Below are 26,126 nucleotides of genomic sequence, written 5' to 3'. Positions count from 1 at the left end.
GATCGCCGGGCCAGCCGTCGACGTTATCGGCGCGGCGCGACCGGTGACGGCGCCGATTCCCGTTCGAGAATGTCGACGTTGCCGTAGTACATCGAGCGCTCGGTCACGTCGGACGGTCGCGTCATCCACCACCATTTGTAAATGCCGAGCTTGAGATACGCGTTCCGGTCGCCCGGATACGCATTCGCGCAAGTCTCGCACCGAGCGACGCGCGTTCCGTTCATATAGAGATCGGTTCGCGGATGAAGGCCCGTATCGTCCGGACGGTATCGCAGCAACCAGTCGACGACTTTTCCCCTGTCGCCCGAAGGCGCGCCGAAATCGATCGCATTGACGGGCTTCCCGGGGCCGCCACGGATCTCGAGCCGGTATCGCCCGCCGGCCAGCATCAGCGAGACGGGCGGGGAACCTGCGGAGGCGCCCTGATGCAACTGGAAGGTGATTTCCGGTTGCCGTGAATCGAGCCGATAGTCCGCGGGGATGACCGTGGACCACCGGATCTCGTATTCCTTGCCGATCGCGAAACGCGCGATGCGCTCGAAGCCGATTTCGGCACGCGGCGATCCGTTCGCGACGCGCGAGAAGTCGTCGGCACGGCTCATCGACAACTTCAGGGCGACGCCGCCAGCGACGGGCATCGCGACGGTGTCGAGCGATTCGGGCCTCGGCGTGTGGATCGTCAGGCGCGGATCGACGCCTTTGCTCCACTGGCTCCGATAAACCAGCGCATAAGGGCGATCGCTATCGCTATCCGCGAGCACCGAGCACGCGGACAGCAGCATCGCGAAAACGGCGGCGAGCAAGACCGGCTTACTTGACATCAGGTTCTGCGGCGCGTCATCGAAGCGAGCGAAGCCCGCGCAAGCATCAACGCGAATTTGTTGTTCGTCACGAAGTAGCGGCGCCACATGCGGCGCGGCTCCTGAAAGACCCGGAACAGCCATTCGAGCCCGCAGCGCTGCATCCAGACCGGCGCGCGCCGCACTTTCCCCGCGACGACATCGAACGTGCCGCCGACGCCCATCACGAAGTCGACGCCGAGTTGTTCACGCCATCGGTTGATGAAATTCTCCTTTCTCGGCGACGTGATCGCGACGAACAACAGCCGCGCACCGGACTGACGTATCTCATCGACGACGCGCTTTTCGTCGTCCCAGAAATAGCCGTGATGACGGCCTGCGATTCGCAATCCGGGATATCGGGCCGTGACCACGCTGGCCGTGCGATCGACCACGTCTTGCGTGGCGCCGAGAAGGAACACCGGCAACGCGCGCTCGGCGGCCATTTCCAGCAAACGCCCGAACAGGTCGACGCCCGCCACGCGCTCGCGTACCGGGAAGCCTAGCAGCCGCGCGCCCCATACGACGCCCATGCCGTCGATATTGACGATGTCGCAGGCGCGCACCGACTCCGCAAGCGCTTCGTCCGTCTGCATGTGAACGAGCTTTGCGACATTCACGACGACGTGCTGCGTGAATACCCGCTGCTCGACGCGTGCGCGAATCCAGTCGACGGTTTCGTCCATGGTGGCGACGTCCATCGGGCATGAAAAGATTTCGATACGGTTCATGTTTGAGAGAAGTAGTGCGAGGACACGTTCGGTCGTATCAGTGCAAGGCCTTGTCGTAAGCGCTCACCAGGCATTCGACCGTGCGTTCGATGGTGAAACGATCGAGAAAGCGTTGTCTCGCTGCGGCAGCCAACTGCGTGCGCAGCGCCGGCGACGTGATCAGCTTGGCGAGTGCATCGCAGAGTTGATCGGCGGCATCGGGCGACACCAGCAATCCATCGCGCCCGTGAACGATGGCGTCCGTGACGCCGGGAATGTTCGTGGAAACGATCGTCGCGCCGTACGCCATCGCTTCGACGATGGCCACCGGAAAACCTTCACTGCGCGACGGCAAGACGAAGATGTCGGCATTCGCGAGCAACTGCGCCTTTTGTTCGCCCGTCGCCCATCCGAGGTGCTCCACTTCCATCGAAAGATTTCGATGTTCGACGTCCGTCAGGAACGCTTGGAGGTCGCCGCTGCCAGCGACAAGCAGCCGATACGGATGGCCGAGCCGTTTCAGCCGTTCCGCGGCTTCGAGCAGCACCTTGATGCCTTTGGCTTCCACGAGCCTGCCGAGGAACAGAATGGTTGGCGGCTGCGAGCCGGACCTGCCGAACGCCACGTCCGACGCGGGATCCGAAATGCCGTTGTAGATGAGCTGACGCTTCTCCGGATGGCAGAGCCGGTCGCGATCCAGCCACGCTTCCATGTCACGCGACAGGCAGATCACCTGAGCAGCGCGCTTCCACATAAGACGGACCGCCTTGCGGCACAGCGCGGGAAGCGTTTCGATGTACTGCGCCATCGCGCCGTTATGCAGATGCAAGATGTACTTTTGGCGCAAGCCGATGCACGTCATGGCGAGGAGCCACTTTCTGAGCAGCGAGCCACGGACCGACGTGTGAATATGGACGAGGTCGATATTCCGCGAGACCGCCCCGCTCACGACTTTCCACCACGCGCGCGCAAACTGCCGGATGCGTCGCAGCCCACCGCGGGCGCCGCATGTCGCCGCGAAGCTCAGCGTGTAGCCCTGCGATTCGAACAGCTCGCTGCGTTGCGCATATCCGCCGATAACGGAAGCGATACCGCCCTGCGCCGACATATCCGGGCCGACGTGAAGCACCTTTTGCACGGCGCGACCATGCGCGCCGGCAGACCTCGAAACACTCATCCTCACTACCTTGCAGTTCAAATCGTTGACGCGAGCGCTTTCATCGGTCGCGGACATCCTCGGTGGACGAAGCGGGCAAACCGCCTTCGAAAGCTTCGCGAGCGCGCGGCGGCTTCTGCCGGCGCCGGTCCATCTCGCGGCCGGCGGCCCAGGCGAATACGGCGCAGAGATACAGCGCCGGCGTTTTCGTTGCGAGCGAGTTGTTGGTCATCGCCGTCATGAAGAAGGCGACGAACATTACGGACAAGCGACGACGGGTCCGGGCGTCCCGGTCATGTGCGATCCTGCGCAAACAGATCCAGATACAGGCGAGCAGCAGTAACGTGCATCCCAGGCCGAACATGAGCACGTACGCGACCAGAAAGTTCTCGATCACGCCGATATCCGCCCGATCCATCATGCGCGACACCGCGTCCGGGTCCGTTCCGGCGAGGACGCTTCTCCAGTCGAGGTAGTTCAGGATTTCCACGGACTGCAAACGGACGCCCGAACTGCTGTCGTAGGCGCCGACATTGGCAATCCGGTCGCCGAGCATGCCCGACGCCAGCATCCAGCCGACGAGGCCAATGGCGAAGGGCGCGCCGAGCGACACCAGCGCCATCCGGCCGACGGACCTCAGCCCGAAGCGAATGGACATCAGCGCATTCAAGGTCAGATAGACCATGAGCGCGCCCCGCGCGCCGAACGCCGATAGCGCCGCAGTCGTCAGTACGAACACCAGAATCGAAATCGCGGACTTGCCGCTCAGTTGCAACGCGACGGCGACTGTGACCAGGATCAGCGCGTTATTCAGCGGATGGCCGTGCAGGGCAGTCGCACGAAAATAGCTGCCGTACCATGTGTCGATTGGAATGAACTGCGTCTGCGTGACGACCTCGAAAATCGCCATCGCGCTTTCGAGGATCACGAATGCGAGACCCAGCCGCAAGGTGCGCCGCCCCGTGCGTTGATTCATGAACGGCGCGACCGCCGCTATCCAGAACATGGCAAGAATCGTGTCGACGGCGAAACCCAGCGCCTGCGCGCCCGTGACGATCGCTTTCAGAATGAGGACGGCTATCGTGAAGACCGAGCACGCAATCGGTGTCCGGAAACTTCGGCAAGACCACGCCGACGGTCCCGCCGTGCGCCTGAGCACAAGCACGAGCACCGCGCCGACGGTGAACCAGACGTAAGGGTGGACCTTCAATCCACCCGCGCCCTCGTTGCCCGAATAGTTGAGGCCGAGCAGATTCAGGCCGGCTCCGCTGAGGAACAGCGCCAGCGACACGGCCGCGAGAAACATGAATGAAACGACGTTCGAGACGGACAGCCTCACGACTACGCTCCGGCTCCCTGAGTGGCCTTGTCATCGTGGGCCTGCAAACCGAGTTGCTCCAGATAGCGATCTCCGATTGCTTCAAGGGAGAACGCTCCGGCTCGCGCGATCAGCGCCGGCTTGTCGACGTCGCCGGTCAAAGACTCGATGATGGCCGCTGCCAGTGCTTTCTCGTCGTCCACGGGCACGAGGCGTCCGTACTTTCCGCCGTCGAGGATCTCGTCCGGCCCATGTTCGCAACGCGTGGACACGACCGGCAGTCCGAATGACAAAGCCTCGACGATCACATTGCCGAACCCTTCGCGCTTCGAGGAGCACACGAAAAGATCCGCGTTGCGATAGAGCTCCGCGACATCGCCGGCGAATCCGGGAAGACTGACGCTATCGGACAAACCCAGTTCACGGACCAGCGCCTCCAGACGAGCGCGGTCCTTGCCCTCTCCGGCGATGACGAGCGTGGCGTCGCCGCGCGTCTTCAGCACGGATGCGAATGCGCGAATCAGAACGTCGAAGCCTTTTTGCGCGCCCAGCCGCCCCACAGCGAGCACGGCGGCTCCACGCGGCTTCGCGTTCGCGACGGCGCCCGGTATGAAGCACGGGTTATGAATGACGACCACCTTGTCCGGCGCCCGGCCTTTGAGGCTGCGCCGGAGATCCTGTGCGACGCCTGTCGAGACCGCCACGATGGAATCGCTCACCCGATAGAGCCATCGCGCGATCGCCCACTTGATTTTTGCCTTCGCGCTGGTCCTGTGCAGAGACCCGTACACCGAATCGGACGGAGCGAAGACGGAGTGCTCGCTGATCACCAGGCGCGTCCGGCTTGCGCCGAACAGTCTGGCCGATACGGAAATCAGGTTGGCATAGGGCAGAAACGACAGCACGGCCTCCGGACGTCTCGTCCTGATCAACGCACGCAGTTCGAGCACGCGCGCGAGATGCCCGGTCTTGCTCGCGACGACGACTTCGACGCCGGGTGGCAACTGATAAGCGGTTCCTTCCGTGTGAACGAAGAAAAACGGCCGGAAACCCTTCGAGACGAAGTGCTTCGCAATTTCGACGGCGACGCGCTCGGCGCCTCCGCCATGCAAGCAGGGAATATGAAACAGAACCTCGCGCTTGCCATTCATAGCTTGCCCCTCAGTGCTTCCCGAATGGAGCCCACGTTCGCGCCAACGCACATGCCGCAGAAGAGCGAAAGCGCGACGATCGCGGAAAGGCACTCCGTCCATATGCCGGCATGGCCCGCGCGATTCAGCACGTCGTTCGATAGCTCGCCAGCCGCCAGAGCCGCCGCGGCGAACGCAGACAGGAGGATCGCACCGGACACCACGCGCCCCAGATCCACGATGCCCCGCGCGAATGCGGCGCTGATGAGCAGCGCGACGACGTTCACCGCGAGAAGGCCGCGCACCATGCCGCCGCATCCGGCCATGCGCGCGCCGAAATATGTTGCGGCTACCGCGAGCGTCATCGTCAGAAGGTTGATGCTCATCAGCGCCTTGGTCCGCGCGTGCAGGTGATACGCCTGGTCGAAGAAATGCGCCCTGAACGCGGCAATCGTCGCGATCGCCAGCAGCGGCAGCACCAGTGGCAGCGCCGCGTTTCCGATCGACGGTCCCAGCATCAGCGGGAGCGCGACGTCACGCAGCACCATAACAACGATGGACACCGCGAACACGCAGGCCAGCATCAGCAGGCCGAGCCGGGCATGAAACGCGCGGTGCCCGGCTGCGGACCGCGACGCCTTCTCGCGCAAGAGCCACGGATAGCACGGCGTCACGATCAGCAGGCAGGCGGCCGAGATGGCGTTGGTGATGAGCCCGCTGGCCGCGGCGTAGATACCGACGACGGCCGGTTGCTCGAACATCGCCAGAATGGGACGGTCGAGGCGCGTCATCGCCGTCGTGGCGATGAACACGGGTATGAGCGGCAATCCGTAATGCAGCATGGCGCGCAACTGATCCACGCTGAAGCGCGCGTGACGCATGACCGCAACCCTGTCGAAGCCGCAGAGAATCGCCTGCAGCACGAAGACGGCGGCGGTTCCGTACAGGGTCAAGGTCATGGAATGCGTCAGCGACCACGCGATCAGTCCCGCGAGCGTCGCGCCGACGGTGAGCAGGAACGACGCGAATGCGTATCGCAACACGGCGCTGCCCGCCCGCGCGATTTCCTGCGTGTAAAGCGCCGCGCTTTTCGCCAGCGCGAGCACGCCGACGGCGAGCCACACCTGGCGGCTGCCGGCCTCGAACGCGAGCGCCAGAGCGATGGCGGCCAGCGCGACGAGTGCGATCGCCAGCCAGACGAGGTGACTCGTCCGCAGGTACGCATCGGCGTCGTCGTTCCGGGCCGAGGCCGTCCAGAAGCGCACGAAGGCCAGCCTGTGCCACTGAAAAACGACGGCCTGAAACGCCTCGACGAGCGCCAGATAGACCGCGAGCTGGCCATAGACCTGCGGGCCGAGCACGCGTGCGTAGGCCATCAGCGATACCACGCCTCCGGTCACGGATACGGCATAGCCCGCGGTAAGGCCAAGGCCGCGCCTAGCCACGAGCGAGCACTCCACGTGTATCGATCAGCACCTTCGACAGCATCCGGTTGCCGTCCATCGACGAGAACTCGCGGTGATCGACCAGCAGCACGATGATGTCCGCCGCGTTGATCGCGTCGGCCATGCTCATCAGTTCGATCTTGCCGAGCAGCGGCTGCGGCAATGCCGAAATGTTCGGTTCCACGGCGACGATTCCGCCGATGCGCGCATCCGCGAGCATGGCTACGATTTCCAGCGCCGGACTCTCCCGCAAATCGTCGATGTTCGCCTTGAAGGCGAGTCCCAAACACGCGATCACCGGCTCCTTGAACCGCGCGGCCGCGCGTTTGACGCGCTCGACCACCCAGTGCGGCTTCGAATCGTTCACGGCGCGCGCCGTGCGAATCAGGCGTGCTTCCTCGGGCGCCGAATCCACGATGAACCACGGATCCACCGCGATGCAATGCCCGCCGACGCCCGGCCCCGGCTGCAGGATATTCACGCGCGGATGCCGGTTCGCGAGCCGGATCAGTTCCCACACATTGATATCGAGGCGGTCGCAGATCAGCGACAGTTCATTCGCGAACGCAATGCCCACGTCGCGCGACGCGTTCTCGGTCAGCTTGCACATCTCGGCGGTGCGCGCGTCGGTGATGACGCACTCGCCCGTGACGAAGGTTTGATAGAGCGCGCGCGCCGCTTCGCTGCAGCGCCGCGTCATGCCGCCGATGATGCGGTCGTTCTCCACCAGTTCACGAATCACATGTCCCGGCAACACACGCTCCGGACAATGCGCGATGCGAATGTCCGACGCCTCGCCGTTCTCCTGCGGAAAGCTCAGATCGGGCCGCATTTCCGCGAGCCATTTCGCCATCTGTTCCGTCGCGCCGACAGGCGATGTCGATTCCAGCACGACCAGGTTGCCTTTCTTCAGAACCGGCGCGATGGCGCGGCTCGCCGCTTCGATATAGGACAGGTCGGGCTTGTAGCCGTCGGTGAAAGGAGTCGGCACCGCCACCAGAAACGCATCCGCCGGTTCGGGCGACGTCACCGCACGCAAATGCCCCTGCGTCACCGCGGCGTGCACCAGCATGTCGAGTTCCGGCTCGACGATATGAATCTCGCCGCGATTGATGGTATCGACGGCATGCTGATTCACATCGACGCCGATGACTTGCTTGCGGCGCGCGGCGAACGCGGCCGCCGTAGGCAAACCGATATAGCCGAGACCGATGACGGAGATTGTCTGGAATTCCATGACTGTGCTTCTTCTATCTTCTATTGCGAGAGGTGATCAGGCGGCCAGAGCCGGGCGAAGCTCGAACGCCTGCAAGACGGCGGCGATGCGATCGCATGCGCGGCCGTCGCCATAAGGATTCGCGCCACGGCTCATCGCCGCGTACGCACGCGCGTCGTGCAGCAGGTGCATGACGTTGTCGACGATGTCGGCGGTATCGGTGCCCACGAGCTTCACCACGCCGGCGTCGACCGCTTCCTGACGCTCGGTGGTATCGCGCATCACGAGCACCGGCTTGTGCAGCGAGGGCGCTTCCTCCTGAATGCCGCCGGAATCGGTGAGGATCAGGTCGGCGCGATCCATCAGCCGCACGAACGGCAGATAGTCGAGCGGCTCGATGAGATGCACGTTGCCGATGCCCGTCAGCAGACGGTTGACGGGTTCGCGCACGTTCGGATTCAGATGCACCGGATAGACGATGTCGGCATCCGGCGACGCATGCGCGATCTGCGCGAGCGCCGTGCAGATGCGCTCGAATCCGCCGCCGAAGCTCTCGCGGCGATGTCCCGTCACCAGCACGAGCCGGCGTCCGGACGCGAAGGAAGGCAGGGCGTCATCGGCGCGCGCGCGAAGGGTGCCATCGCTCGCGAGACGTTCGCGAACCTGCAGCAACGCATCGATGACCGTGTTGCCGGTCACGACGATGGTTTCGTCGCGCACGCCTTCCGCGAGCAGGTTATTCCGCGCGCGTCCGGTCGGCGCGAAATGCAGCGCGGCCAGTGCGCCGGTCAGCTTGCGATTCGCCTCTTCCGGCCATGGCGACGCGAGATTGCCGGTCCGCAGCCCCGCCTCGACGTGCGCGACCGGAATGCGCTGATAGAACGCGGCGAGCGTCGCGGCCATCGTCGTCGTGGTGTCGCCGTGCACGAGGACCATGTCCGGCCGATACGCGGCGAGCACGTCGCGCATCCCGGCGAGAATCGCGGCGGTGACGTCGTAAAGATCCTGACCGCGCTTCATGACGTTGAGATCGAAGTCGGGGCGGATGTCGAACAGCGCGAGCACCTGATCCAGCATCTCGCGATGCTGACCGGTCACGCACACGCGGCATTCGAAGCCGGATTCGAGCGCCATCCGCTTGACGAGCGGCGCCATCTTGATCGCTTCGGGACGCGTGCCGAAGGTGAAGAGCAGTTTTTTCAATCTTGACCTTGAGGAATGCAAAGAGTCCGATGGCTTCATGACTTCGGGCTTCCATACTGGGAGAAGGCCCCGTAGGACATCCCGCGGGACGGCGTGTCGGTAAGCAGTGCCCCGTCGACCGACACACCCGCGCTCGTGAGCTGACGCATGGTCTGGCCCAGCTCGGCGGCGGTATGGCAGCCGTGCCGGACAACGAGGAGAGTCGCATCGGCGTGGCGGCCGATCAGGCCGGCATCGGTGACGGCAAGCACCGGCGGCGAGTCGATGATCACGAAGTCATAGAGCGTCCGCAGCTCTTCGAACAGTTGCTCGAAGCGCCCGCTCAACAGCAGTTCCGATGGCAAATCGGGCGTGCCGCCACCCGTGATGACATCGAGCCCCGGCAGCACGCCCCTGCGAATCACGCTTTGCAGACTGGCGCCGCCGATCAATTCCGCGAGGCCCGATGCGCGGGCCAGACCCAGAACACCTTGCAGATCGCCGCGCCGCATGTCGGCATCGAGGAGCAGCACGCGTTCTCCGCCCGCAGCGAGCACGCTCGCGAAATTGACCGAGATGAACGATTTGCCGATGCCGGGGCGCGCGCCAGTGAACATCACGATCTTGTTGCGCTTCCTTAGAACGCCGAACTGCAGCGCCGTGCGCAAGCTGCGCAGACCTTCGATGGCGATGTCGTTCGGCGACGCGCTTGCGAGCACCCGAGGCTTCGCCGGATCGCGTTCGCGCGATGCGTCGAGCGACGCCTGGCGGTCGGAGTGGGAGATGAGCGCATAGACAGGCAGATCGATCGCCGCTTCGACCTCCGCCGGCGTTTCGAGTCCGCGACTGAGCATCCGCCGTCCGAGCGCGAGGCCGCATCCGGCGAGAAGTCCGAGCACGAGCGAGAGCGCGAGCGTGAGCGCCTTTTTGGGCGCGACGGCCTTCTCCGGCACGACCGCGTAGTCGACGGTGCGAACGTTGCCGAGTTGGCCCGCCCTGAGCACGCGTAACTGCTGCGTGCTGTTGAGCAGACTGGTGTACAGGTCGTTGCTGACCCGCACATCGCGCAGAAGACGCACGGCGTCTTGTTGCACCGACGGCAGCTCGCCGATCTGCCGCTCGTAGGTATCCGATTGCCGCCGCAATTCGGCGATGCGTGCGTCGACCGCCGTCACCGATGGATGCAGCGCCGTGTAACGCTGAACCAGGTCGACGCGCTGCTGCTGAAGCTCGATGATCTTCGTCTTGTTTTCGACGACGGTTTGAAGCAGCAGCTTGCTTTGCTCTTCCAGATCGACGGCACCGTGCTGCGCGCGAAATTCGTTGTAGCGTGCTTCGGCCTGGTCGAGATCGGCGCGCAATTGCGGCAGCTGATCGCCCAGAAACGCGAGCATCTGCTGCGCCTGTGCCGATTTCCGGTCGACGTTTCGTTGCACGTAGAGCGTCGCGATCGTGTTGACCGTCTGCGTGATGCTTTCGGCATCGGCGCCGTCGAGCGTCATTCCGACGATTCCGGACTGCTTCGTCTTTTCCGCGATCTTGAGGCCCTGCTGCAGATCGGCGATGGTCCGCTGCGTCGACAGGCGCGTCACGTCGAAGCGCGTGCCGGGCCGCGCGCGCAGCGATGTCACGGTGAGTTCGACACTGTCGTTGCCCGTTCGCGCGGACGCCGGCTGGCCAGCCGTTCCGCGCAGGATGGTGGCGCCGTCGGCCGATTGCAGTTCGTAGCGCCCCGCGTCGCCCGCGATCAGCGTGAAGGGCTTCCCGTGCCAGCGCGCCGGCACGTCGAATTTCGACACGGCGATGCGCTCGCCGCCCCACGCATAACCGCCCAGGCCGGGCGGCGCGCCGGTGAGGCCGTCGCCGGCCAGGAAACGGACGAACGGCTTGCCGACGAGCGGCGCATAACGCGGCTTCGCATCGATATCGAGGTGCAGACGCGCGACCGCGTCGCCGATCACCGCGCGCGAGCGCATCAGTTCGATTTCCGCATCGGTGCTGGCCTTGTTCTGGAACAACGCCGCGAGATCGCCGAGCTTGTCGTTGAGCGAGCCCGTACCGCTGTCGTCATCGACCTGGATCAGCGCGTCGGCGCGATAGGTCGGCGTGGCGAGGAATGCGTACAGCGAACCGATCAGAAACGTGCACGCCGTCGCGGCCGCGATGAGCCCGCGGCTCTCGCGCAGGACGCCGAGAATCTCGAACAGGCGGATTTCGTCGTCGCCTGTCGTGTCGGAATAGGTCTGTGATGGTTTGACTTGAATGTCTTTCATCGTTGCACCGCCAATGCGCGGCTCCATTGCGAGACGCCCGCGCGGATCTGCGCGAAAGCCAGGTCGAACACCGCGCGATGGCGCTTGTAGGGATCGGCCACGTCCGCGCCCGTTTCGTCGCAAAGGCGGAAGACCTTGCCGCGAGTGAATGGCCAGGTCGTCTCGATCCAGCGGCGCTGTTCCTGGGTCATCGTGAGAATCAGATCGGCTTCGCGGACGAGAGCGCCGTCGAGCTGTCTCGCGACGTGCGAGTCGAGCGGGATGCCGTGCGCATCGGCCATGTCGGCGATGGCCGGATCGGCTGGATGCCCGGCGAGCGCGCGCGTTCCCGCAGAAACGACCGGCAGGTGCGGCAACTCGCGCGCGAGCATCGCCGCCGCGAGCGGACTGCGGCAGATATTCCCCTCGCACACCATCAGCACGGAGCGGATCATTTCGCGAGCACTCCCGCCGTGAGGCCGGCGTTGACCAGCGGCATCAGCAAACTGATCACGCGGTTGAAGCGCACGAGGCCGCTGCCGTCCACATAGACGATGTCCTTAGGCTGCAGCTCGAATTCGTTCGCCACGAGCATCGACACGGGCGAACGGCTGTCGAGGTGAAACACTTGCGGTGCGTCGTCGTCCGGGCGGATCACGAACATCTGCGCGGTGTCCGCCGTGTTCGGATTGATGCTGCCCGCCTGCGCGAGCGCATCGGCGAGCGACATGCGGCCGTCGCGGCGCGGTGCGGCGCGGCCGGGCCTGCTTACTTCGCCCATCACATAGACGACGTTGTCGTCGCGCGATGCGACGCGCAGCAGGTCGCCGGACTTCAGATACAGCGTCGACGGGTTGAGCCCTTGCGCGAGCAGTTGCGGCACGTCGATCCGGTGCGAGGCGCCGCCGCGCACCAGCACGACATCGCTCTGATCGGCGTTGTCGCTGAAGCCGCCGGCGCGCGCGATCGCGTCGTAGAAGCTGAGCGGCACATCGGTCAGCGCAAGCGCGCCGGGGTTATGGACCTGGCCGTCGACAAAGACCTGGCGCGAGCGATACGAAGCCATCCGCACGGTGACTTGCGGCTTGACGAGATACATCGAAAGCGCGCTGGTCAGCCTTTGCTGGATTTCATCGGTGCGCAGCCCGGCGACCGCCAGCGACCCTGCATACGGGAAGCGCAACTTGCCCTGCTGATCGACGACGAAACCGGGCGCGGGGTCGCTTGCCTTCGCGCTCGTCTGGCTCTGTACGGAGCCGAGCGCTGCGGCAAATTCCGGATGATCCCAGACGACGATCTGCAGCACGTCGCCCGGTCCGACCGTGTACGTTCCCGGCGTGCCGAAAAGCTGCTTCGCCTGCTGATCCTGACGCGTCTTGCGTTGCGCGGCGTAGCGCTTCACGAGCGCGAGATCGAGCTCCGTAACGGCGATCGCGGGCGTCGCCGCGGTGGCTTCGACCTGCGATCCGGCTTCGTTCATGTGAAAGCCGGGCGCGAACGCGCACGCGCTCAGCGCGCACGTCAGCGCGATCGTCAGCGTCGTTGGTAGAAACGAAGCGCGCCCGGTCGCCGGGCGAACGCGTTCGGTTGATTGCTTCATGGATAAGGCCTGCGCATCAATACGCATTGCGATGAACGAAACCCCGCACGATGGTCGCGAGGACGATGCGCATATCGAGCGCGAACGACCAGTTGCCGAGGTAATAGAGATCGTGTTCGATGCGCTGCTGCATCTTGTCGACCGAATCGGTTTCGCCGCGAAATCCGTTGATCTGCGCCCAGCCGGTGATGCCCGGCTTGATGCGATACCGATGGATGTAGTCGTCGACGATGTCCTGATAGAGATCGTCATGCTCGATCGCATGCGGACGCGGCCCCACGACCGACATCTCGCCGCGCAGCACGTTGAAAAATTGCGGCAGCTCGTCGAGGCTCGTGCGACGCAGAAACGCGCCGACGCGCGTGACGCGCGGATCGCCGCGCGTGGCCTGGACGACGCCGTCGTCTGCCGCGTGCAGGTGCATCGTGCGGAACTTGTAGATCTCGAACGGCTGCCCGCTCGCGCCGCGGCGTCGCTGCTTGAACAGCACCGGTCCCGGCGACGAGAGCTTGACGGCGAGCGCGATCGCGATCAGCAGCGGCAAGGTTCCGAGAATCGCGCACGTGGCGAACACGCGATCGAAGATCGTCTTGATGGCGGGCGTATCACCGTTGAGCGGCGAGGCGACGAGATTGATCGCGAGCAGGCCGTTGCCATCGGCCGTGCTGCTTTGGAAGCGCGACAGGCTGGTCACATCCGGAATGAACCGGATATTCACCAGTTCGTTGCGGAACGCATGGAGCACGCGGCGCAGCGATTTCTCATCGGTGAGCGGCAGGGCGAGCCACAGTTCGTCGATCCGCTGCGTACGCACATGCGATGTAAAGGCGTCGAGATCGAAAAAGCGCGGCACGCCGTTCAGCGGAGGCGCTGTTGGCGCCCCCGTCTCGAATTGCGCTTCGATGCGGTAGATCGGCTTGCGGATGGCATCGAGGCTGCGCACGAGGAAGGCGCAATGATCGCGGCACCCCGCGACAGCCACCGAATAGATTGGCGCCCCACGCGAACCGGCGATCCTGAGTACAAAGATTCCGAGCGCGGTCATCACGCCCAGACCTGCGAATGCACGGAGCGAGGGCTGGTAGTCCGGATGCATCAGCTTGACCGTGCCGATGGCGAGCGCTTCGCAGAACACCCACCCGAGCGCCGACAGAAGCGCGCCTACGCGGGGCGCGGCACGAGACGTTCCACGCACGTCCATTGCGCACCACGCGAAAATGATCGCGAGTGCGACGACGGTGCTCCGATACGCTGCGAATGAGCTTCCCTCGGTCTGCTTATGGACGGTTATTGCGCAGACTACGACGAAGACGCTTTCGACAAGTCGCAGCGGTAAATCACGGCCGGAAGGTGCGTTATTTAGTTGGAAATAGCTCGGCAATCGCATGGCGGACAAAGGCGGAATACCGGCTCGCCTGTCGATCGTGAATGGCGAATATATGGAGAACCAGATTCATGAGTGAAACAGTCTCCATTAGCCATTACACGGCAGATATAAGCATCGTCCTAATTACCCATATTTGAAATATGGATGCGATTTTTCAAAGTTTAATGATTGACGCATGCCTCTTCGGGCAATTCATAAACGTGATCCACCCTCGGAAGGCGATGATCCATTGCCTCAAAACGCAGGCGGTTGGAGGCTCACAGCCAGAGCCGGGTATTGGAAAATAAAAAAAGCGCACTCAGGGTGTTTCCTGAGTGCGCTCATTAAACCGATTATCGAATTTTATTGATTGACGAACGTCGCTCGAATATTCGCGCACTCGAGATGCGCCATAAAAATATTCGCTCAAATAAACATCAGCCAGTTCAACAAGAATATATTCGCGACTAGCAACGTCACCGCCGTCGGCACCTGCACCTTGATGACCGCGTTCTTGTCGGGCAACTCCAGCAGCGCCGCAGGCACGATGTTGAAGTTCGCGGCCATCGGCGTCATCAGCGTGCCGCAGTAGCCGGAGAACATGCCGATCGCGGCCATCGTCGCGGGATTGCCGTGGAATACGCCGACGAGAATCGGTACGCCGACGCCGCCCGTCATGACCGGAAACGCGGCGAAGCCGTTGCCCATGACCATCGTGAAAAGCGCCATGCCGAGGACATACACCGCCACCGCGACGAGCCGGTAATCCATGTTGACGTAAGCCGTCGTCACATGCGCGACCGCCTTGCCTACGCCCGCATCCGAGAACACAAGGCCGAGCATGCCGAGCATCTGCGGCAGCACGGCAGCCCACGACAGCGCATCGATGAGACGGCGCGTTTCGCGCATCGACTGGCCGACCGTGTCGCGCGTCATCACGCAGGCAATGGCCAGCGCGATCACGCAGCCGATGCCGAAGCCGATCAGCGTCACGTTCTTCAGCTCGATCAGCGGCACGCCGCCGAACACGAGGTATTTCGCGCCGAGCGTGAGGATCACGGTGACGACGGGAATCGTCAGCGCGGGCACGAAGAGCTTGTTGCCGAGCCGCGCGGCGCTCCGGCGGCGCGTGTCTTCGGAAAGCATCTTCGGCTTCGCGCCGGTGACGCCGCCGAAACCCGCGATCAGCGCCATCGCCACGACGAGCACGCCGACGACCGTCACCGGAAGCCAGTCGCCGACGAGAAAGATCAACGCGTAGATCAGCCAGAATCCGCCAGCGGTCAGACGCCGCGGATGCGATTTGTCCGTGAGGATCATCCCGCCGACGACCAGCAGAATGATGCCGACGAGATAGAACAGATAGTTGATCGTGAGCGTCATGCTTTTTCTCCCGCGACGTTGCGCGTGAGCGCGTCGAGTTCGCGCGCGAGCCTGCGGTCCAGGAGCCACAGACGGAAACCGTGAATCAGGAACGCGCAGATTGCCGTCGGAATGCCCCACACGGCGACGTGCATCGGCTCCACGACGATGCCCGCTTCCTTCAGGAACGTGACCATCAGCACGATCGCGCCGAACGCCACGAAAATGTCCTCGCCGAAGAACAGGCCGACGTTGTCGGTCGCCGCCGAGTACGCGCGCAGCTTGAAGCGCGTCGCATCCGAGAGCTTGCCGTAGCGCGCTTCGGTGGCGCCTTCGGCCATCGGCGCGAGCAGCGGGCGCACCATCTGCGGATGGCCGCCGAGTCCCGTCAGGCCGACCGCCGCCGTGAGTTCACGCACGAACAGATAGACGATCAGCAGACGCCCGGCTGTCGCGGCCTTGATGCTCGAAATCCACATTTGCGCGCGCTCGCGCAGGCCGTGCCGTTCGAGCAAACCGATCACCGCCAGCGGCAACAGGATGATGAGCGGAATGTTGCGCGTCTTGAGAAAGCCGGTGCCGATCGCGGTCAGGATTTTCTCGATGGGAAAATGCGCCGCGAAGCCGGTGATGATCGCCGCGGCCGCGACGATCAGCATCGGATTGAAGCGCAGCACGAAGCCCGCGATGATGACGGCCACACCGATGAGCGGCCATAGATTGACAGGGGTTGCCATGAGTTCTCCAAACAATATTGACGTCACGCCTCGTACCGGGCGCGTGGATTCACTGCTTCCTTGCTAAAACGCCCCGGCGTTGCGGGGCGTTCGAACCTGCGTTGACGGCTCAGGCGTCGGCGTGCGCGGCGCGGACTTCGATGCCCGCATCCGCCAGCGCGCCGCGAATGCGCCGCGCGAATTCGAGCGCGTGCGCGCCGTCGCCGTGCAGGCAGATCGTCTGCGCGTTGAGCGGCACCCATTCGCCGGACACGGCCTGCACCCGCTGATCGCGCACCATCGCGAGCGTGCGGTCGAGCACGACGTTTTCGTCATCGAGCAGCGCGCCCGGCTCCTTGCGCGGCACGAGCGAGCCGTCCGCGCGATAACCGCGATCGGCGAACACTTCTTCGATGGCGATCAAGCCCGCGCGCCGCGCCGCTTCGATGAACCCGCTGTTCGCGAGACCGAAGACGAGCAGCGACGGATCGAAATCGTGCACGGCGGACACGATGGCATCGGCGATTTCCGCGCTTCTCGCCGCCTGGTTGTACAGCGCGCCGTGCGGCTTGACGTGCGCGATGCGTCCGCCTTCGGCCTGCGCGATCGCCGAAAGCGCGCCGAGCTGATACAGCACGCCCGCGTAGATTTCCTCCGGCGGCAGGTCCATTTCCTTGCGGCCGAAGTTCTCGGGATCGTTGAAGCTCGGATGCGCGCCGATGGCGACGCCTTTCTCGACGGCCCAGCGCACGCAATCGCGCATCGCCGTGGCGCCGCCCGCATGCCAGCCGCACGCGATGTTCGCGGAACTCACGAGATCGAGCAGCGCCTCATCGGTGCCGCAACCTTCGCCGAGATCGGCATTGAGATCGATTTCCATGATGTTTTCGCACTCGTTCCGTTGGATGTTGGATGTATGCGCCGCGTCGTTCGCGCGGCTTTCGCCCCGCTGCTAAGAGCCGGCGCGCGCGATGCGTTCCTCGTGCATCGCGATCGCCGTTTCCACCTGGCTTACGTATTGCCGTTCGTCGGCGAGCGCGTGACGCGCCTCTTCCGCCGACGTCTCGATAAAGCGCACGCCGCCGTTCAACCTCACCTGCGCGAGCTTCCACAAATCAGCCTTGATGACCGCGCCGATCTTCGGATAGCCGCCCGTGGTCTGCGCGTCGCCCATCAGGATGATCGGCTGGCCGTTCGGCGGCACCTGGATCGTGCCGGGCAACACCGCGTGCGACAGCAGCTCGATCTTTTCGCGCCGCTCCAGCGCCGTGCCCGCGAGGCGAAAGCCCATGCGATTGCTGTTCGGCGTGATCGTCCATTCCTCGTTCCAGAAAACCTGTTGCGCGGCGTCGCTGAAACTCGCGTATTCCGGGCCGCGCAGCACGCGAATCGGGGCGGCCCACGCGAGGCTCGGCGAATGGCGTCCGCGGCGCACGGGTTCGTCGACGAGCACGAACTTGCACCACGCGGGCGCTTTCACGCCGAACGCGGGTTCTTCCGGCGAAAAGGCGATGCCCTTGTGCGGCTGCGGCACGCCGACCGGCAGGCGATCGCCGTCGCGCAGCGCGCGTCCGCCGAGGCCGCCGAAGCACGCGCCGAGATCGGTCGAGCGCGAGCCGAGCATCGGCAGAACGTCGATGCCGCCTGCGATCGCCACATAACAACGCATGCCGCGCTTCGCCGCGCGCAGCGTCAGCTCCTGGCCCGCGCGCACCGGCAGGCTCCACCACGAATACACCGGTTCGTCGTCGAGCGTCGCGCCGAAATCGGTTCCAGTGATGGCAATGCGCGTCGCATGCTTGAAGCGCAGCACGGTCGGCCCGAACGTGATCTCGATGCCCGCCGCATCCGCCTTGTTACCGACGATGCGATTGCCGATTTCCAGCGACAGCGCGTCGAGCGCGCCACCGGAACTCACGCCGAGATGCCGGTAGCCGCGCCGGCCGAGATCCTGGACGGAAGTGAGCACGCCCGCGCGAATCACGTCGATCATGCGCGTACCTCCAGCGCCTTGAAGCGCACGCGGTCGCCGGGCTGCATGAGCGTCGGCGGATTTCTGGCCGGATCGAAGAGCTTCAGCTCGGTGCGCCCGAGCAATTGCCAGCCGCCCGGCGACGCCGCCGGATAGATGCCCGTCTGCGCCCCGCCGATGCCGACCGATCCCGCCGGCACTTCGAGACGCGGTTCGGCGCGGCGCGGCATCGCGAGCGCGGGATCGAGCCCGCCGAGATACGCGAAGCCCGGCTGGAAGCCGAGGAAGAACACGACGTACTCGGTTTGCGTATGACGCTTCACCACGTCATCGACGGACAAGCCCGTGTGCTGCGCGAGCGCGGCGAGATCGGGGCCGTCGGCGCCGCCGTAGCGCACCGGAATCTCGATTTCGGCGCTGTCCATGTCGGGCGTCTCGGCCGCGTCCCAGCCGCTTTCGAGTTGCGCGGCGAGCGTTTCGTAGTCCGCTTCGAGCGGATCGAACACGATCGTCAGATTGTTCATGCCCGGCACCACTTCGACGACGTGCGGCATCAGGCGCGCGTGCTCCGCCAGCGCCCAGATGCGGCGCTGGCAGTCGAGCGTGGCGGGCGGCGCGGCTTCGCACACGAGCGCGGAGTCGCCCAGCGAATGAATACGTGGTCTTGTCATGCCTCAATTTGCCTTTGCGATGCGCGAAATTCGTCGATTCGATGAACGCCGCACCGTCGCAGAATGTTACATTGTCAATAAATTATCAAGAAATTATCAATACAGGTTTTCGCCGAGGCGCGCCGTCGCTCGCAAAATCGACGTTGCGCTACACTCCAACGCACTTCAATTCGGTCACCGCCATGCCGCGCCATCCCACCAAGATCGTTTCGTCCGAGCATCTCGTCTCCGAAGCCAGCGCGGAATTGTCGGAGTTCGAGTACGGCCTCATCATGGCGGGCAACGCGTTCAATCGCTGGATGGTGCGCTGCATGTCCGCGGCGGGCGCGAAGGACATGACGGCGGTGGAAGTGTCGCTGCTGCACCACGTGAGCCATCGCGACCGCAAGAAGAAGCTCGCCGACATCTGCTTCGTGCTGAACATCGAGGACACGCACGTTGCCACGTATGCGCTGAAAAAACTCGTCGCTCGCGGCTATGTGCAGAGCGAGAAATCCGGCAAGGAAGTGTTCTTTTCCGCGACGCCGGCGGGCCGCGAGCTGTGCGGCAAGTATCGCGAAGTGCGCGAAGCCTGCCTGATCGAGACGCTGCGCGAAAGCGGCCTCACCAACGAGCAGATCGGCGAGGCCGCGCAACTGATGCGCAACGCCTCCGGCCTTTACGATACGGCCGCGCGCGCGGCGGCCTCGCTCTAATAGACAGCGGATTCGGTGACGATCGCGTCGAGCGGCATGTCGTGCGTCTCGCGCGGCAAGGTCGCGCACAGACCCGATTCGTACGCGACGCCGATCGTCACCGGCCGCGCGCCGTTCGGCCACGCGGCGAGCGTGCGGTCGTAATAGCCGCCGCCGTAGCCCAGCCGATACCGGTCCGCATCGAAACCGACGCACGGAATCAGCAGCAGTTCGGGCACCACGGCTTTCTCTTCAGCGGGCACCGGAATACGGTAGCGGCCTTCTTTCATCGGCGAGTCGGCGCCCCAGGCGTGGAAGACCATCGGCGCGTGCGGTTTCACGACGACCGGCAGCGCGGCGCTGCGCGTGGCGTCGGCGGCGAGCCAGCGCGTGAGCGCGTCGCGCGCGTCGAATTCGCCCGCGACCGGCCAGTAGAACCCGACGCTGCGCGCTTCGTGCCGCGCGAGCACTTCCTGAAGACGGATCGCGAGCGCCTCGTTTCGTGCGTCCTGGCCGGCTTGCTCCTGTTGCGCCTCGCGCTTCGCGAGAAGGGTCGCGCGCAAGGCGCTTTTCGGCTCACGCTTGGGTTCGTCGCAAACGTTGCGTGCTATGCTTTCCTCCGATCTCAGGACCCGGTTCAAGACCATTCGCGCTCCAGAAATAAAGATGTCAAAACGCCTCAACCGAGTATATCTCGCGGTCGGCGCAGCCCTTGCCGCCGCGACGCTCGTCGCCTGCGGCACGGCCTCCGCCGTCCGTCCCGATGCAGATTTCTCCCCCACGTCCGACGACCGCGTCTTCCTGCAGCTGCGCGATGCCGCGCGCGCGAACGATGCGGGCAAGGCCGCGATGCTCGCCGCACAGATTCCGAATTACCCGGCGCCGAGCTACATCGAATACTTCACGATCAAGCCGCAGCTTTTCGATTCGCAGGGCCACGCGCGCCTCGACGCGCCCGACGCGCCGGTGCTCTCGTTCCTGCAGCGCTACGACGGCCAGGCGATTGCGGACCGCCTGCGCAACGACTATCTCGTCGTGCTCGGCGGCCGTCACGACTGGAAGAACTTCGAGCAGCAGTATTCCCGTTTCGTTCTCAACGACGACACGCAGGTCAAGTGCTATGCGCTCGAAGCGCGTTTGTCGCGCGGCGAGAACGTCGCGGATGCGGCGCGCGCGCTGCTCGTCGAGCCGAAATGGTATGGCGACGGTTGCGTCGATCTGATCGGCGCGCTCGCGGCGTCCGGCCAGTTCACGAGCGACGATGTCTGGCAGCAGATCCGCCTTGCCTACGAGCAGAACTACACGTCGACGGGTTCGAATATCGTCGACGCGCTCGGCCAGGAAAAGCCGAAGGATTCGCTCTTCGACGACGCCGTCAACAAGCCGCCGCTCTATCTCGCGCGCGGCGTGATGCCCAACACGCCGGCGCATCAGCTGACGCTGCTCGCGGTCACGCGCCTCGCCCGCAACGATCCGGCGATGGCCGCCGCCACGTTCAGTTCCGTCGCGCCGAGTCTCACGCCCGCGGAGCGCGCGACCGGCTGGGGCACGATCGGCTATCAGGCGGCGATCAAGCGCATGCCGTCGGCGGCCGACTGGTATCGGCTGTCGGCGAACGCGCAATTGTCCAACCCGGCGTACGAATGGCGCACGCGCAGCGCGCTGCTCATTGGCGACTGGAACATGGTGCGTTGGTCCATCGAACAGATGCCGCCCACACTGCGCACGCAGCCGTCGTGGGTCTACTGGCACGCGCGCGCCGTGAAGCAGGCCGGCGATACGGCCACGGCGAATCAGGAATTCCAGAGCATCGCCGATCAATACAACTTCTACGGCCAGCTCGCGCTCGAAGAGCTCGGTCAGAAGATCACGGTGCCGCCGCGCACCACGGTGTCCGACGCCGAGATCGAGCAGATGCAATCGGTGCCGGGCTTCGCGCTGTCGCAGCGTTTCTACGCGCTGAACATGCGGCTCGAAGGCAACCGCGAATGGAACTGGCCGCTGCGCACGATGACGGATCGTCAACTGCTCGCCGCCGCGCAGTATGCGAAGCGCATCGAGATGTTCGACCGCACGGTCAACACCGCCGACAAGACGAAAGCCGAGCACGATTTCACGCTGCGCTATCTGTCGCCGTTCCGCGATATCGTCGAGCGCGACGCGAAGGACACCAATCTCGACATCGAATGGGCGTACGGGCTGATCCGTCAGGAATCGCGTTTCATCATCAATGCGCGGTCGGAAGTCGGCGCGGGCGGCCTGATGCAACTGATGCCGGGCACGGCGCAACTCGTCGCGAAGAAGATCGGTCTTGGCACGGTGTCGCGCGCGCAGATGAACGACATCAACACCAATATCCTGCTCGGCACGAATTACCTGTCGATGATCTACAATCAATTCGATAACTCGCCCGTGCTCGCGACCGCTGGCTACAACGCGGGGCCGGGCCGGCCGAAGCAGTGGCGTCAGGACTTGCGCGCACCCGTCGAGGGCGCGGTTTTTGCTGAAACGATCCCTTTCACCGAGACTCGCGATTACGTGAAGAACGTGCTGTCGAACACCGTCTATTACGCGGCGCTGTTCGAAGGCCGTCCGCAGTCGTTGAAGGCGCGTCTGGGCTACATCGCACCCTGACCGTCTGAAACGAAGCTTCACGCCCGCGCGTCGAACGACAGGACGCGCGGGCGTTTTCATTTCTGCGCCGGCGTTCTGAACTGAAGCCGCATTCGTCAGGCCGCGACCCAAGAGGCGAACTATGCGACACCAACATATAGCGTTGATCGGCGGTTCGGGATTCATCGGCAGCCATCTCGTCAATGCGCTCGTCGATCTCGGCAAGAACGTGCGCGTCGCGACGCGACGGCGCTCGAACGCCGCGCATCTCACGCTGTTGCCCGTCGATGTCATCGAGACCGATGTGCACGATCCCGTGCAACTCGCCGCGTTCATCGATCAGAGCGATGCCGTGATCAATCTCGTCGGCATTCTTCAGGGACGGCGCGACGATCCGTACGGGCCGGAGTTCGCGAAAGCGCATGTCGAACTGCCGCGCAAGATCGCCGCCGCGTGCGAGGCGAAGGGCGTGCGGCGTCTGTTGCATATGAGCGCGATCGGCGCCGATCCGGCGGGCCCGAGCATGTATCTGCGTTCGAAGGGCGACGGCGAAAAGATCGTTCGAGAATCCGGACTCGACTGGACGGTCTTTCGCAGTTCCGTCGTGTTCGGTCCGGAGGACAATCTGCTGAATCAGTTTGCGTTTCTGGAACGCATGTTCCCGGTGATTCCGCTCGCTTGTGCCGATGCGCAGTTTCAGCCGGTCTTCGTCGGCGACGTGGCGAAGGCGATGGTCAACGTGCTCGATCTCGACGCCGCCAATGGCCATGTCTACGAGCTCGCCGGGCCGAGCGTCTACACACTCGCGGAACTGGTGCGTTTCGCGGGCGCGACCATCGGCAAGCATTCGCGCATCATCAAGCTGCCGGAGAGCCTCGGCCGCCTGCAGGCGATGACGATGGAAATGGCGCCCGGCCAGCCCGTCATCTCGCGCGACAATCTCGATTCGATGAAGACGCCGAGCATCGCGAGCGGGCCGCTTGCGCCGGAACTGGGCATCGACGAGCCGGCGAGCATCGAGACCATCGCGCCGCTGTATCTGAGCGGCAACTCGCCGCGCTCGCGCTTCAACGGATATCGCGCAACCGCGCATCGTTAATCTTCTTTTTGTGATCGCATGAAACTCGTTATCGGTGACAAGTTCAATTCTTCCTGGTCGATGCGCCCGTGGGTGCTGCTCAAACATTTCGGCATCCCGTTCGAAGAGACGCTGATCCGCCTCGGCCAGCCCGACACGAAAGCGAAGATTCTCGAAGTGTCGCCGTCCGGCAAGGTGCCGTGCCTCATCACCGATGCGGGCGATTCCGTGTGGGAGTCGCTCGCGATCGTCGAAACGATCGCCGAGGCGCATCCCGAACACGCGATGTGGCCACGCGATGCGGCTCTCCGCGCGCGCGCCCGCAGCATCAGCGCGGAAATGCACGCGGGTTTCGCGGACTTGCGCGAGAACATGCCGATGGAAATCACGACGCGCGCGCCGGGCGCGGGCGCGACGCCGGGCGCGCTCGCGAACATCGCGCGCATCGAGGCGGTCTGGGCGGAATGCCTGGCGAAATCGGGCGGGCCGTTTTTGTTCGGCGAGTTCGGTATCGCGGACGCGATGTTCGCGCCGGTCGTCATGCGCTTCAACACCTACGCGCCTGAACTGAGCGCGACGTCGCTCGATTATGCGAAGCGCGTGACGGCGCTGCCCGCGGTCGCGGCGTGGATCGACGGCGCGCGCGAGGAAGCGCGATGAACATCTACGCAGTCGGCGGCGCGATCCGCGACGAATTGCTCGGCGTGCCGGTGGTGGATCGCGATTATGTCGTCGTCGGCGCGACGCCCGAGCAGATGGTGGCGCAGGGTTATCGGCCGGTCGGCAAGGACTTTCCGGTGTTTTTGCATCCGCAGACGCACGAGGAATACGCGCTCGCGCGCACGGAGCGCAAGACGGCGGCGGGTTATCACGGCTTCCAGTTCTACTATTCGCCGGATGTGACGCTCGAGGAAGATCTCGCGCGCCGCGATCTCACGATCAACGCGATGGCGCGCGAAGTCACGCCGGCGGGCGAGCTGACCGGTCCGGTGATCGATCCGTTCGACGGGCAGAGCGATCTGAAGAACAAGTTGTTCAGGCATGTCGGCGATGCGTTCATCGAGGATCCGGTGCGTATTCTGCGACTCGCGCGTTTTGCGGCGCGTTTCGCGGATTTCGATGTCGCGCCCGAAACCGCCGAGCTGATGAAGCGGATGGTCGCGGCGGGCGAAGTCGATGCGCTCGTCGCCGAGCGTGTGTGGCAGGAAGTGTCGCGCGGGCTGATGGAAAAGAAGCCGTCGCGCATGTTCGACGTGCTGCGCGGATGCGGCGCGCTCGCGCGGATTCTGCCGGAGGTGGATGCGTTGTGGGGCGTGCCGCAGCGCGCGGACTATCACCCGGAAGTGGATACCGGCGTGCACGTGATGATGGTGCTCGACTACGCGGCGTCGCAGGGATTCGCGTTGCCGGTGCGCTTCGCGGCGCTGACGCACGATCTTGGCAAGGCGATGACGCCGGAGCATGTTTTGCCGCGGCATATCGGCCATGAGGGACGCAGCGTCGACCTCTTGCGGCCTTTGTGCGAGCGCTTGCGCGTGCCGAACGAATGCCGCGATCTGGCGATGCTCGTCGCGCGTGAGCACGGGAATATTCATCGCGTGATGGAGATGGGCGCGGCGGCGCTCGTCAGGCTGTTCGAGCGATCGGATGCGATACGCAAGCCTGCGCGGTTTGCTGAAGCGCTACAGGCTTGTGTCGCGGATGCGCGTGGGCGGCTTGGGTTGGAGCAGCAGGCTTATCCGCAGGCTGAGCGTTTGCGGGAGGCGTTGGTTGCGGCTCGTGCGGTCGATGCCGGGGCCGTTGCGCAGGCGTTTGCTTCTAATCCTTCCAAGATCAAGGATGCCGTGCATGATGCGCGGGTCGCGGCGGTGAAAGGCGCTTTGGGGGTTTGACGGCTTCTTGTTTTGCTTTGTTTTGCTTTGTCCTGCGGTTCGTTTGTTTTTTTGTTTTCGCCGGATCCCGTGTTCGTGTCGGTCTATTAGCGTTGCCCCTGTGCGGGGCGGCACCTACTTTCTTTGCTGCTGCAAAGAAAGTAGGCAAAGAAAGCAGCTTTTCAGGCCCGCGGTCACACGCAATTTGGGTAGTTCTCTCGTCCTCGATGGCACTCGCCTAAAGAGTGCCCTCATCACAATAACGGGGCTTGGCTCGCGCACGGTCTGCCGCCCGAAACCGTTGAGAACGCTGGTTCAGCACGAAAGAGCTTCGGCACAGCGCTACGCGCTGCCGCCGGGTCTGCAAAGGAAGCCATCGGTTTGCGCGCGCAGTGCGATAAAGATGTTAGTAGCGAAGCACGCGCGGACCCGATTGACCGGTCGGCCGCGAAGCGGGCTGGAGCTATTTGGTGCTGAACCGGTTTGTTGTGTGGTGCGATGTGGCAGACCGTGCGCGAGCCAAGCCCGATGGGGCCTATGAGGGCACTCTTTAGGCAGCCCACGATGGACGAGAGGACTACCCAAATTGCGTGTGACCGCGGGCGTGTCAGTAGCTGCTTTCTTTGCTTACTTTCTTTGCAGCAGCAAAGAAAGTGAGTGCCGCCCCGCACAGGGGCAGTGCTAATAGACCGACACGAAAACGGGATCCGGCGAAAACGAAAGCAGAAGCAAAAGCAAAAGCAAAAAACCCTCAAAGCGCCCGCGCAATCAACGACAACAAAACCGACAACAGCAGCGTCGACATAAAGGGAAACGAATATTCCCGCCCAAATATCCGCAGCGTGAAATCTCCGGGAAGCCTCCCGATGCCGATCTTCTTGAGCCACGGCAGCGACCCCGAAAGAATCGCGAGCGCGATAAACGTAGTGAGCAGCCAGCGGATCATGATCGCTTA

At 64.0% G+C, this 26,126-nt stretch carries 24 protein-coding genes; 5 read left to right on the top strand and 19 right to left on the bottom strand.

The window, feature by feature from the left end; all coding sequences use genetic code 11:
• Positions 1 to 23 precede the first annotated feature (23 nt).
• The 17 genes from QCE49_RS12990 to pxpB form a co-directional block, all read right to left on the bottom strand.
• Positions 24 to 821 (bottom strand): heparin lyase I family protein, encoded by a 798-nt coding sequence (locus QCE49_RS12990; protein ID WP_175979629.1) that lies wholly within the window; start codon positions 819 to 821, stop codon positions 24 to 26.
• A complete protein-coding gene (locus tag QCE49_RS12985; protein WP_279613007.1) occupies positions 821 to 1,525 on the bottom strand; it encodes a WecB/TagA/CpsF family glycosyltransferase in 705 nt (234 codons plus the stop codon). Before QCE49_RS12985 ends, QCE49_RS12990 begins: the two co-directional genes overlap by 1 nt.
• Positions 1,526 to 1,607: 82 nt before the next feature.
• Positions 1,608 to 2,687 carry a glycosyltransferase family 4 protein gene (locus tag QCE49_RS12980; protein ID WP_250457113.1) on the bottom strand — a complete coding sequence of 360 codons (1,080 nt, stop codon included), beginning with the start codon at positions 2,685 to 2,687 and terminating at the stop codon, positions 1,608 to 1,610.
• 79 nt (positions 2,688 to 2,766) lie between these two features.
• Positions 2,767 to 4,044: a VpsF family polysaccharide biosynthesis protein gene (locus tag QCE49_RS12975; RefSeq protein ID WP_309806002.1), complete on the bottom strand. Its 1,278-nt coding sequence runs from the start codon at positions 4,042 to 4,044 to the stop codon at positions 2,767 to 2,769.
• 2 nt (positions 4,045 to 4,046) lie between these two features.
• Entirely contained in the window at positions 4,047 to 5,225 is a 1,179-nt protein-coding gene (locus QCE49_RS12970; RefSeq protein ID WP_250457114.1) for a glycosyltransferase, read from the bottom strand.
• Complete coding sequence (locus QCE49_RS12965; RefSeq protein ID WP_250457115.1) at positions 5,171 to 6,598, bottom strand: lipopolysaccharide biosynthesis protein; 1,428 nt, start codon at positions 6,596 to 6,598, stop codon at positions 5,171 to 5,173. The genes QCE49_RS12970 and QCE49_RS12965 overlap by 55 nt, the downstream gene beginning before the upstream one ends.
• The gene (gene wecC, locus QCE49_RS12960) at positions 6,591 to 7,835 is read right to left on the bottom strand and encodes a UDP-N-acetyl-D-mannosamine dehydrogenase (RefSeq protein WP_250457116.1); all 1,245 of its coding nucleotides are present in this window, start codon (positions 7,833 to 7,835) and stop codon (positions 6,591 to 6,593) included. Before wecC ends, QCE49_RS12965 begins: the two co-directional genes overlap by 8 nt.
• Positions 7,836 to 7,871: 36 nt before the next feature.
• The gene (wecB, locus tag QCE49_RS12955) at positions 7,872 to 9,017 is read right to left on the bottom strand and encodes a non-hydrolyzing UDP-N-acetylglucosamine 2-epimerase (protein ID WP_208456978.1); all 1,146 of its coding nucleotides are present in this window, start codon (positions 9,015 to 9,017) and stop codon (positions 7,872 to 7,874) included.
• Between the two features lie 35 nt (positions 9,018 to 9,052).
• A complete protein-coding gene (locus QCE49_RS12950; protein WP_250457117.1) occupies positions 9,053 to 11,269 on the bottom strand; it encodes a polysaccharide biosynthesis tyrosine autokinase in 2,217 nt (738 codons plus the stop codon).
• On the bottom strand, positions 11,266 to 11,703 hold the full coding sequence (locus QCE49_RS12945; RefSeq protein WP_250440276.1) for a low molecular weight protein-tyrosine-phosphatase: 438 nt from the start codon (positions 11,701 to 11,703) through the stop codon (positions 11,266 to 11,268). The genes QCE49_RS12950 and QCE49_RS12945 overlap by 4 nt, the downstream gene beginning before the upstream one ends.
• Positions 11,700 to 12,848 carry a polysaccharide biosynthesis/export family protein gene (locus QCE49_RS12940; protein WP_250457118.1) on the bottom strand — a complete coding sequence of 383 codons (1,149 nt, stop codon included), beginning with the start codon at positions 12,846 to 12,848 and terminating at the stop codon, positions 11,700 to 11,702. Before QCE49_RS12940 ends, QCE49_RS12945 begins: the two co-directional genes overlap by 4 nt.
• Before the next feature lie 16 nt (positions 12,849 to 12,864).
• The gene (locus tag QCE49_RS12935; RefSeq protein WP_250457164.1) at positions 12,865 to 14,235 is read right to left on the bottom strand and encodes an undecaprenyl-phosphate glucose phosphotransferase; all 1,371 of its coding nucleotides are present in this window, start codon (positions 14,233 to 14,235) and stop codon (positions 12,865 to 12,867) included.
• Positions 14,236 to 14,640: 405 nt separating this feature from the next.
• On the bottom strand, positions 14,641 to 15,597 hold the full coding sequence (locus QCE49_RS12930; protein WP_175979618.1) for a DUF979 domain-containing protein: 957 nt from the start codon (positions 15,595 to 15,597) through the stop codon (positions 14,641 to 14,643).
• Positions 15,594 to 16,313, bottom strand: coding sequence for a DUF969 domain-containing protein (locus QCE49_RS12925; protein WP_008352624.1), 720 nt, complete (start codon positions 16,311 to 16,313; stop codon positions 15,594 to 15,596). The genes QCE49_RS12930 and QCE49_RS12925 overlap by 4 nt, the downstream gene beginning before the upstream one ends.
• 109 nt (positions 16,314 to 16,422) lie before the next feature.
• Positions 16,423 to 17,172 carry a 5-oxoprolinase subunit PxpA gene (gene pxpA / locus QCE49_RS12920; RefSeq protein ID WP_008352625.1) on the bottom strand — a complete coding sequence of 250 codons (750 nt, stop codon included), beginning with the start codon at positions 17,170 to 17,172 and terminating at the stop codon, positions 16,423 to 16,425.
• 72 nt (positions 17,173 to 17,244) lie between these two features.
• Positions 17,245 to 18,285 (bottom strand): biotin-dependent carboxyltransferase family protein, encoded by a 1,041-nt coding sequence (locus QCE49_RS12915; protein WP_008352628.1) that lies wholly within the window; start codon positions 18,283 to 18,285, stop codon positions 17,245 to 17,247.
• Positions 18,282 to 18,935, bottom strand: a complete 654-nt coding sequence (gene pxpB, locus QCE49_RS12910; protein ID WP_008352630.1) for a 5-oxoprolinase subunit PxpB — start codon at positions 18,933 to 18,935, stop codon at positions 18,282 to 18,284. The genes QCE49_RS12915 and pxpB overlap by 4 nt, the downstream gene beginning before the upstream one ends.
• Positions 18,936 to 19,117: 182 nt before the next feature.
• Between pxpB and QCE49_RS12905 the strand changes: the two genes are divergently transcribed.
• Entirely contained in the window at positions 19,118 to 19,630 is a 513-nt protein-coding gene (locus QCE49_RS12905) for a winged helix DNA-binding protein (protein ID WP_008352632.1), read from the top strand.
• Here the strand turns inward: QCE49_RS12905 and QCE49_RS12900 are convergent.
• A complete protein-coding gene (locus QCE49_RS12900) occupies positions 19,627 to 20,256 on the bottom strand; it encodes a 5-formyltetrahydrofolate cyclo-ligase (RefSeq protein WP_250457119.1) in 630 nt (209 codons plus the stop codon). The genes QCE49_RS12905 and QCE49_RS12900 overlap by 4 nt on opposite strands.
• A gap of 19 nt (positions 20,257 to 20,275) precedes the next feature.
• Between QCE49_RS12900 and QCE49_RS12895 the strand changes: the two genes are divergently transcribed.
• The 4 genes from QCE49_RS12895 (at position 20,276) to QCE49_RS12880 (ending at position 25,192) form a co-directional block, all read left to right on the top strand.
• Positions 20,276 to 22,243, top strand: coding sequence for a lytic transglycosylase domain-containing protein (locus tag QCE49_RS12895; RefSeq protein WP_250457120.1), 1,968 nt, complete (start codon positions 20,276 to 20,278; stop codon positions 22,241 to 22,243).
• 121 nt (positions 22,244 to 22,364) lie between these two features.
• Positions 22,365 to 23,321: a complex I NDUFA9 subunit family protein gene (locus QCE49_RS12890; protein ID WP_008352635.1), complete on the top strand. Its 957-nt coding sequence runs from the start codon at positions 22,365 to 22,367 to the stop codon at positions 23,319 to 23,321.
• An 18-nt stretch (positions 23,322 to 23,339) separates the two neighbouring features.
• Complete coding sequence (locus QCE49_RS12885; protein WP_250457121.1) at positions 23,340 to 23,960, top strand: glutathione S-transferase family protein; 621 nt, start codon at positions 23,340 to 23,342, stop codon at positions 23,958 to 23,960.
• Positions 23,957 to 25,192: a multifunctional CCA addition/repair protein gene (locus tag QCE49_RS12880; protein ID WP_250457122.1), complete on the top strand. Its 1,236-nt coding sequence runs from the start codon at positions 23,957 to 23,959 to the stop codon at positions 25,190 to 25,192. The genes QCE49_RS12885 and QCE49_RS12880 overlap by 4 nt, the downstream gene beginning before the upstream one ends.
• A 730-nt stretch (positions 25,193 to 25,922) precedes the next feature.
• On the opposite strand, the gene QCE49_RS12875 is transcribed toward QCE49_RS12880, so the two are convergent.
• Complete coding sequence (locus QCE49_RS12875; RefSeq protein WP_008352638.1) at positions 25,923 to 26,117, bottom strand: DUF2905 domain-containing protein; 195 nt, start codon at positions 26,115 to 26,117, stop codon at positions 25,923 to 25,925.
• Positions 26,118 to 26,126: the final 9 nt, after the last annotated feature.

It is taken from the genome of Caballeronia sp. LZ008 (assembly GCF_031451435.1).
Classification (GTDB): domain Bacteria; phylum Pseudomonadota; class Gammaproteobacteria; order Burkholderiales; family Burkholderiaceae; genus Caballeronia; species Caballeronia zhejiangensis.
The sequence above is the reverse complement of the archived record's forward strand: the minus strand, read 5'-3'. Positions and strand labels throughout refer to the sequence as shown.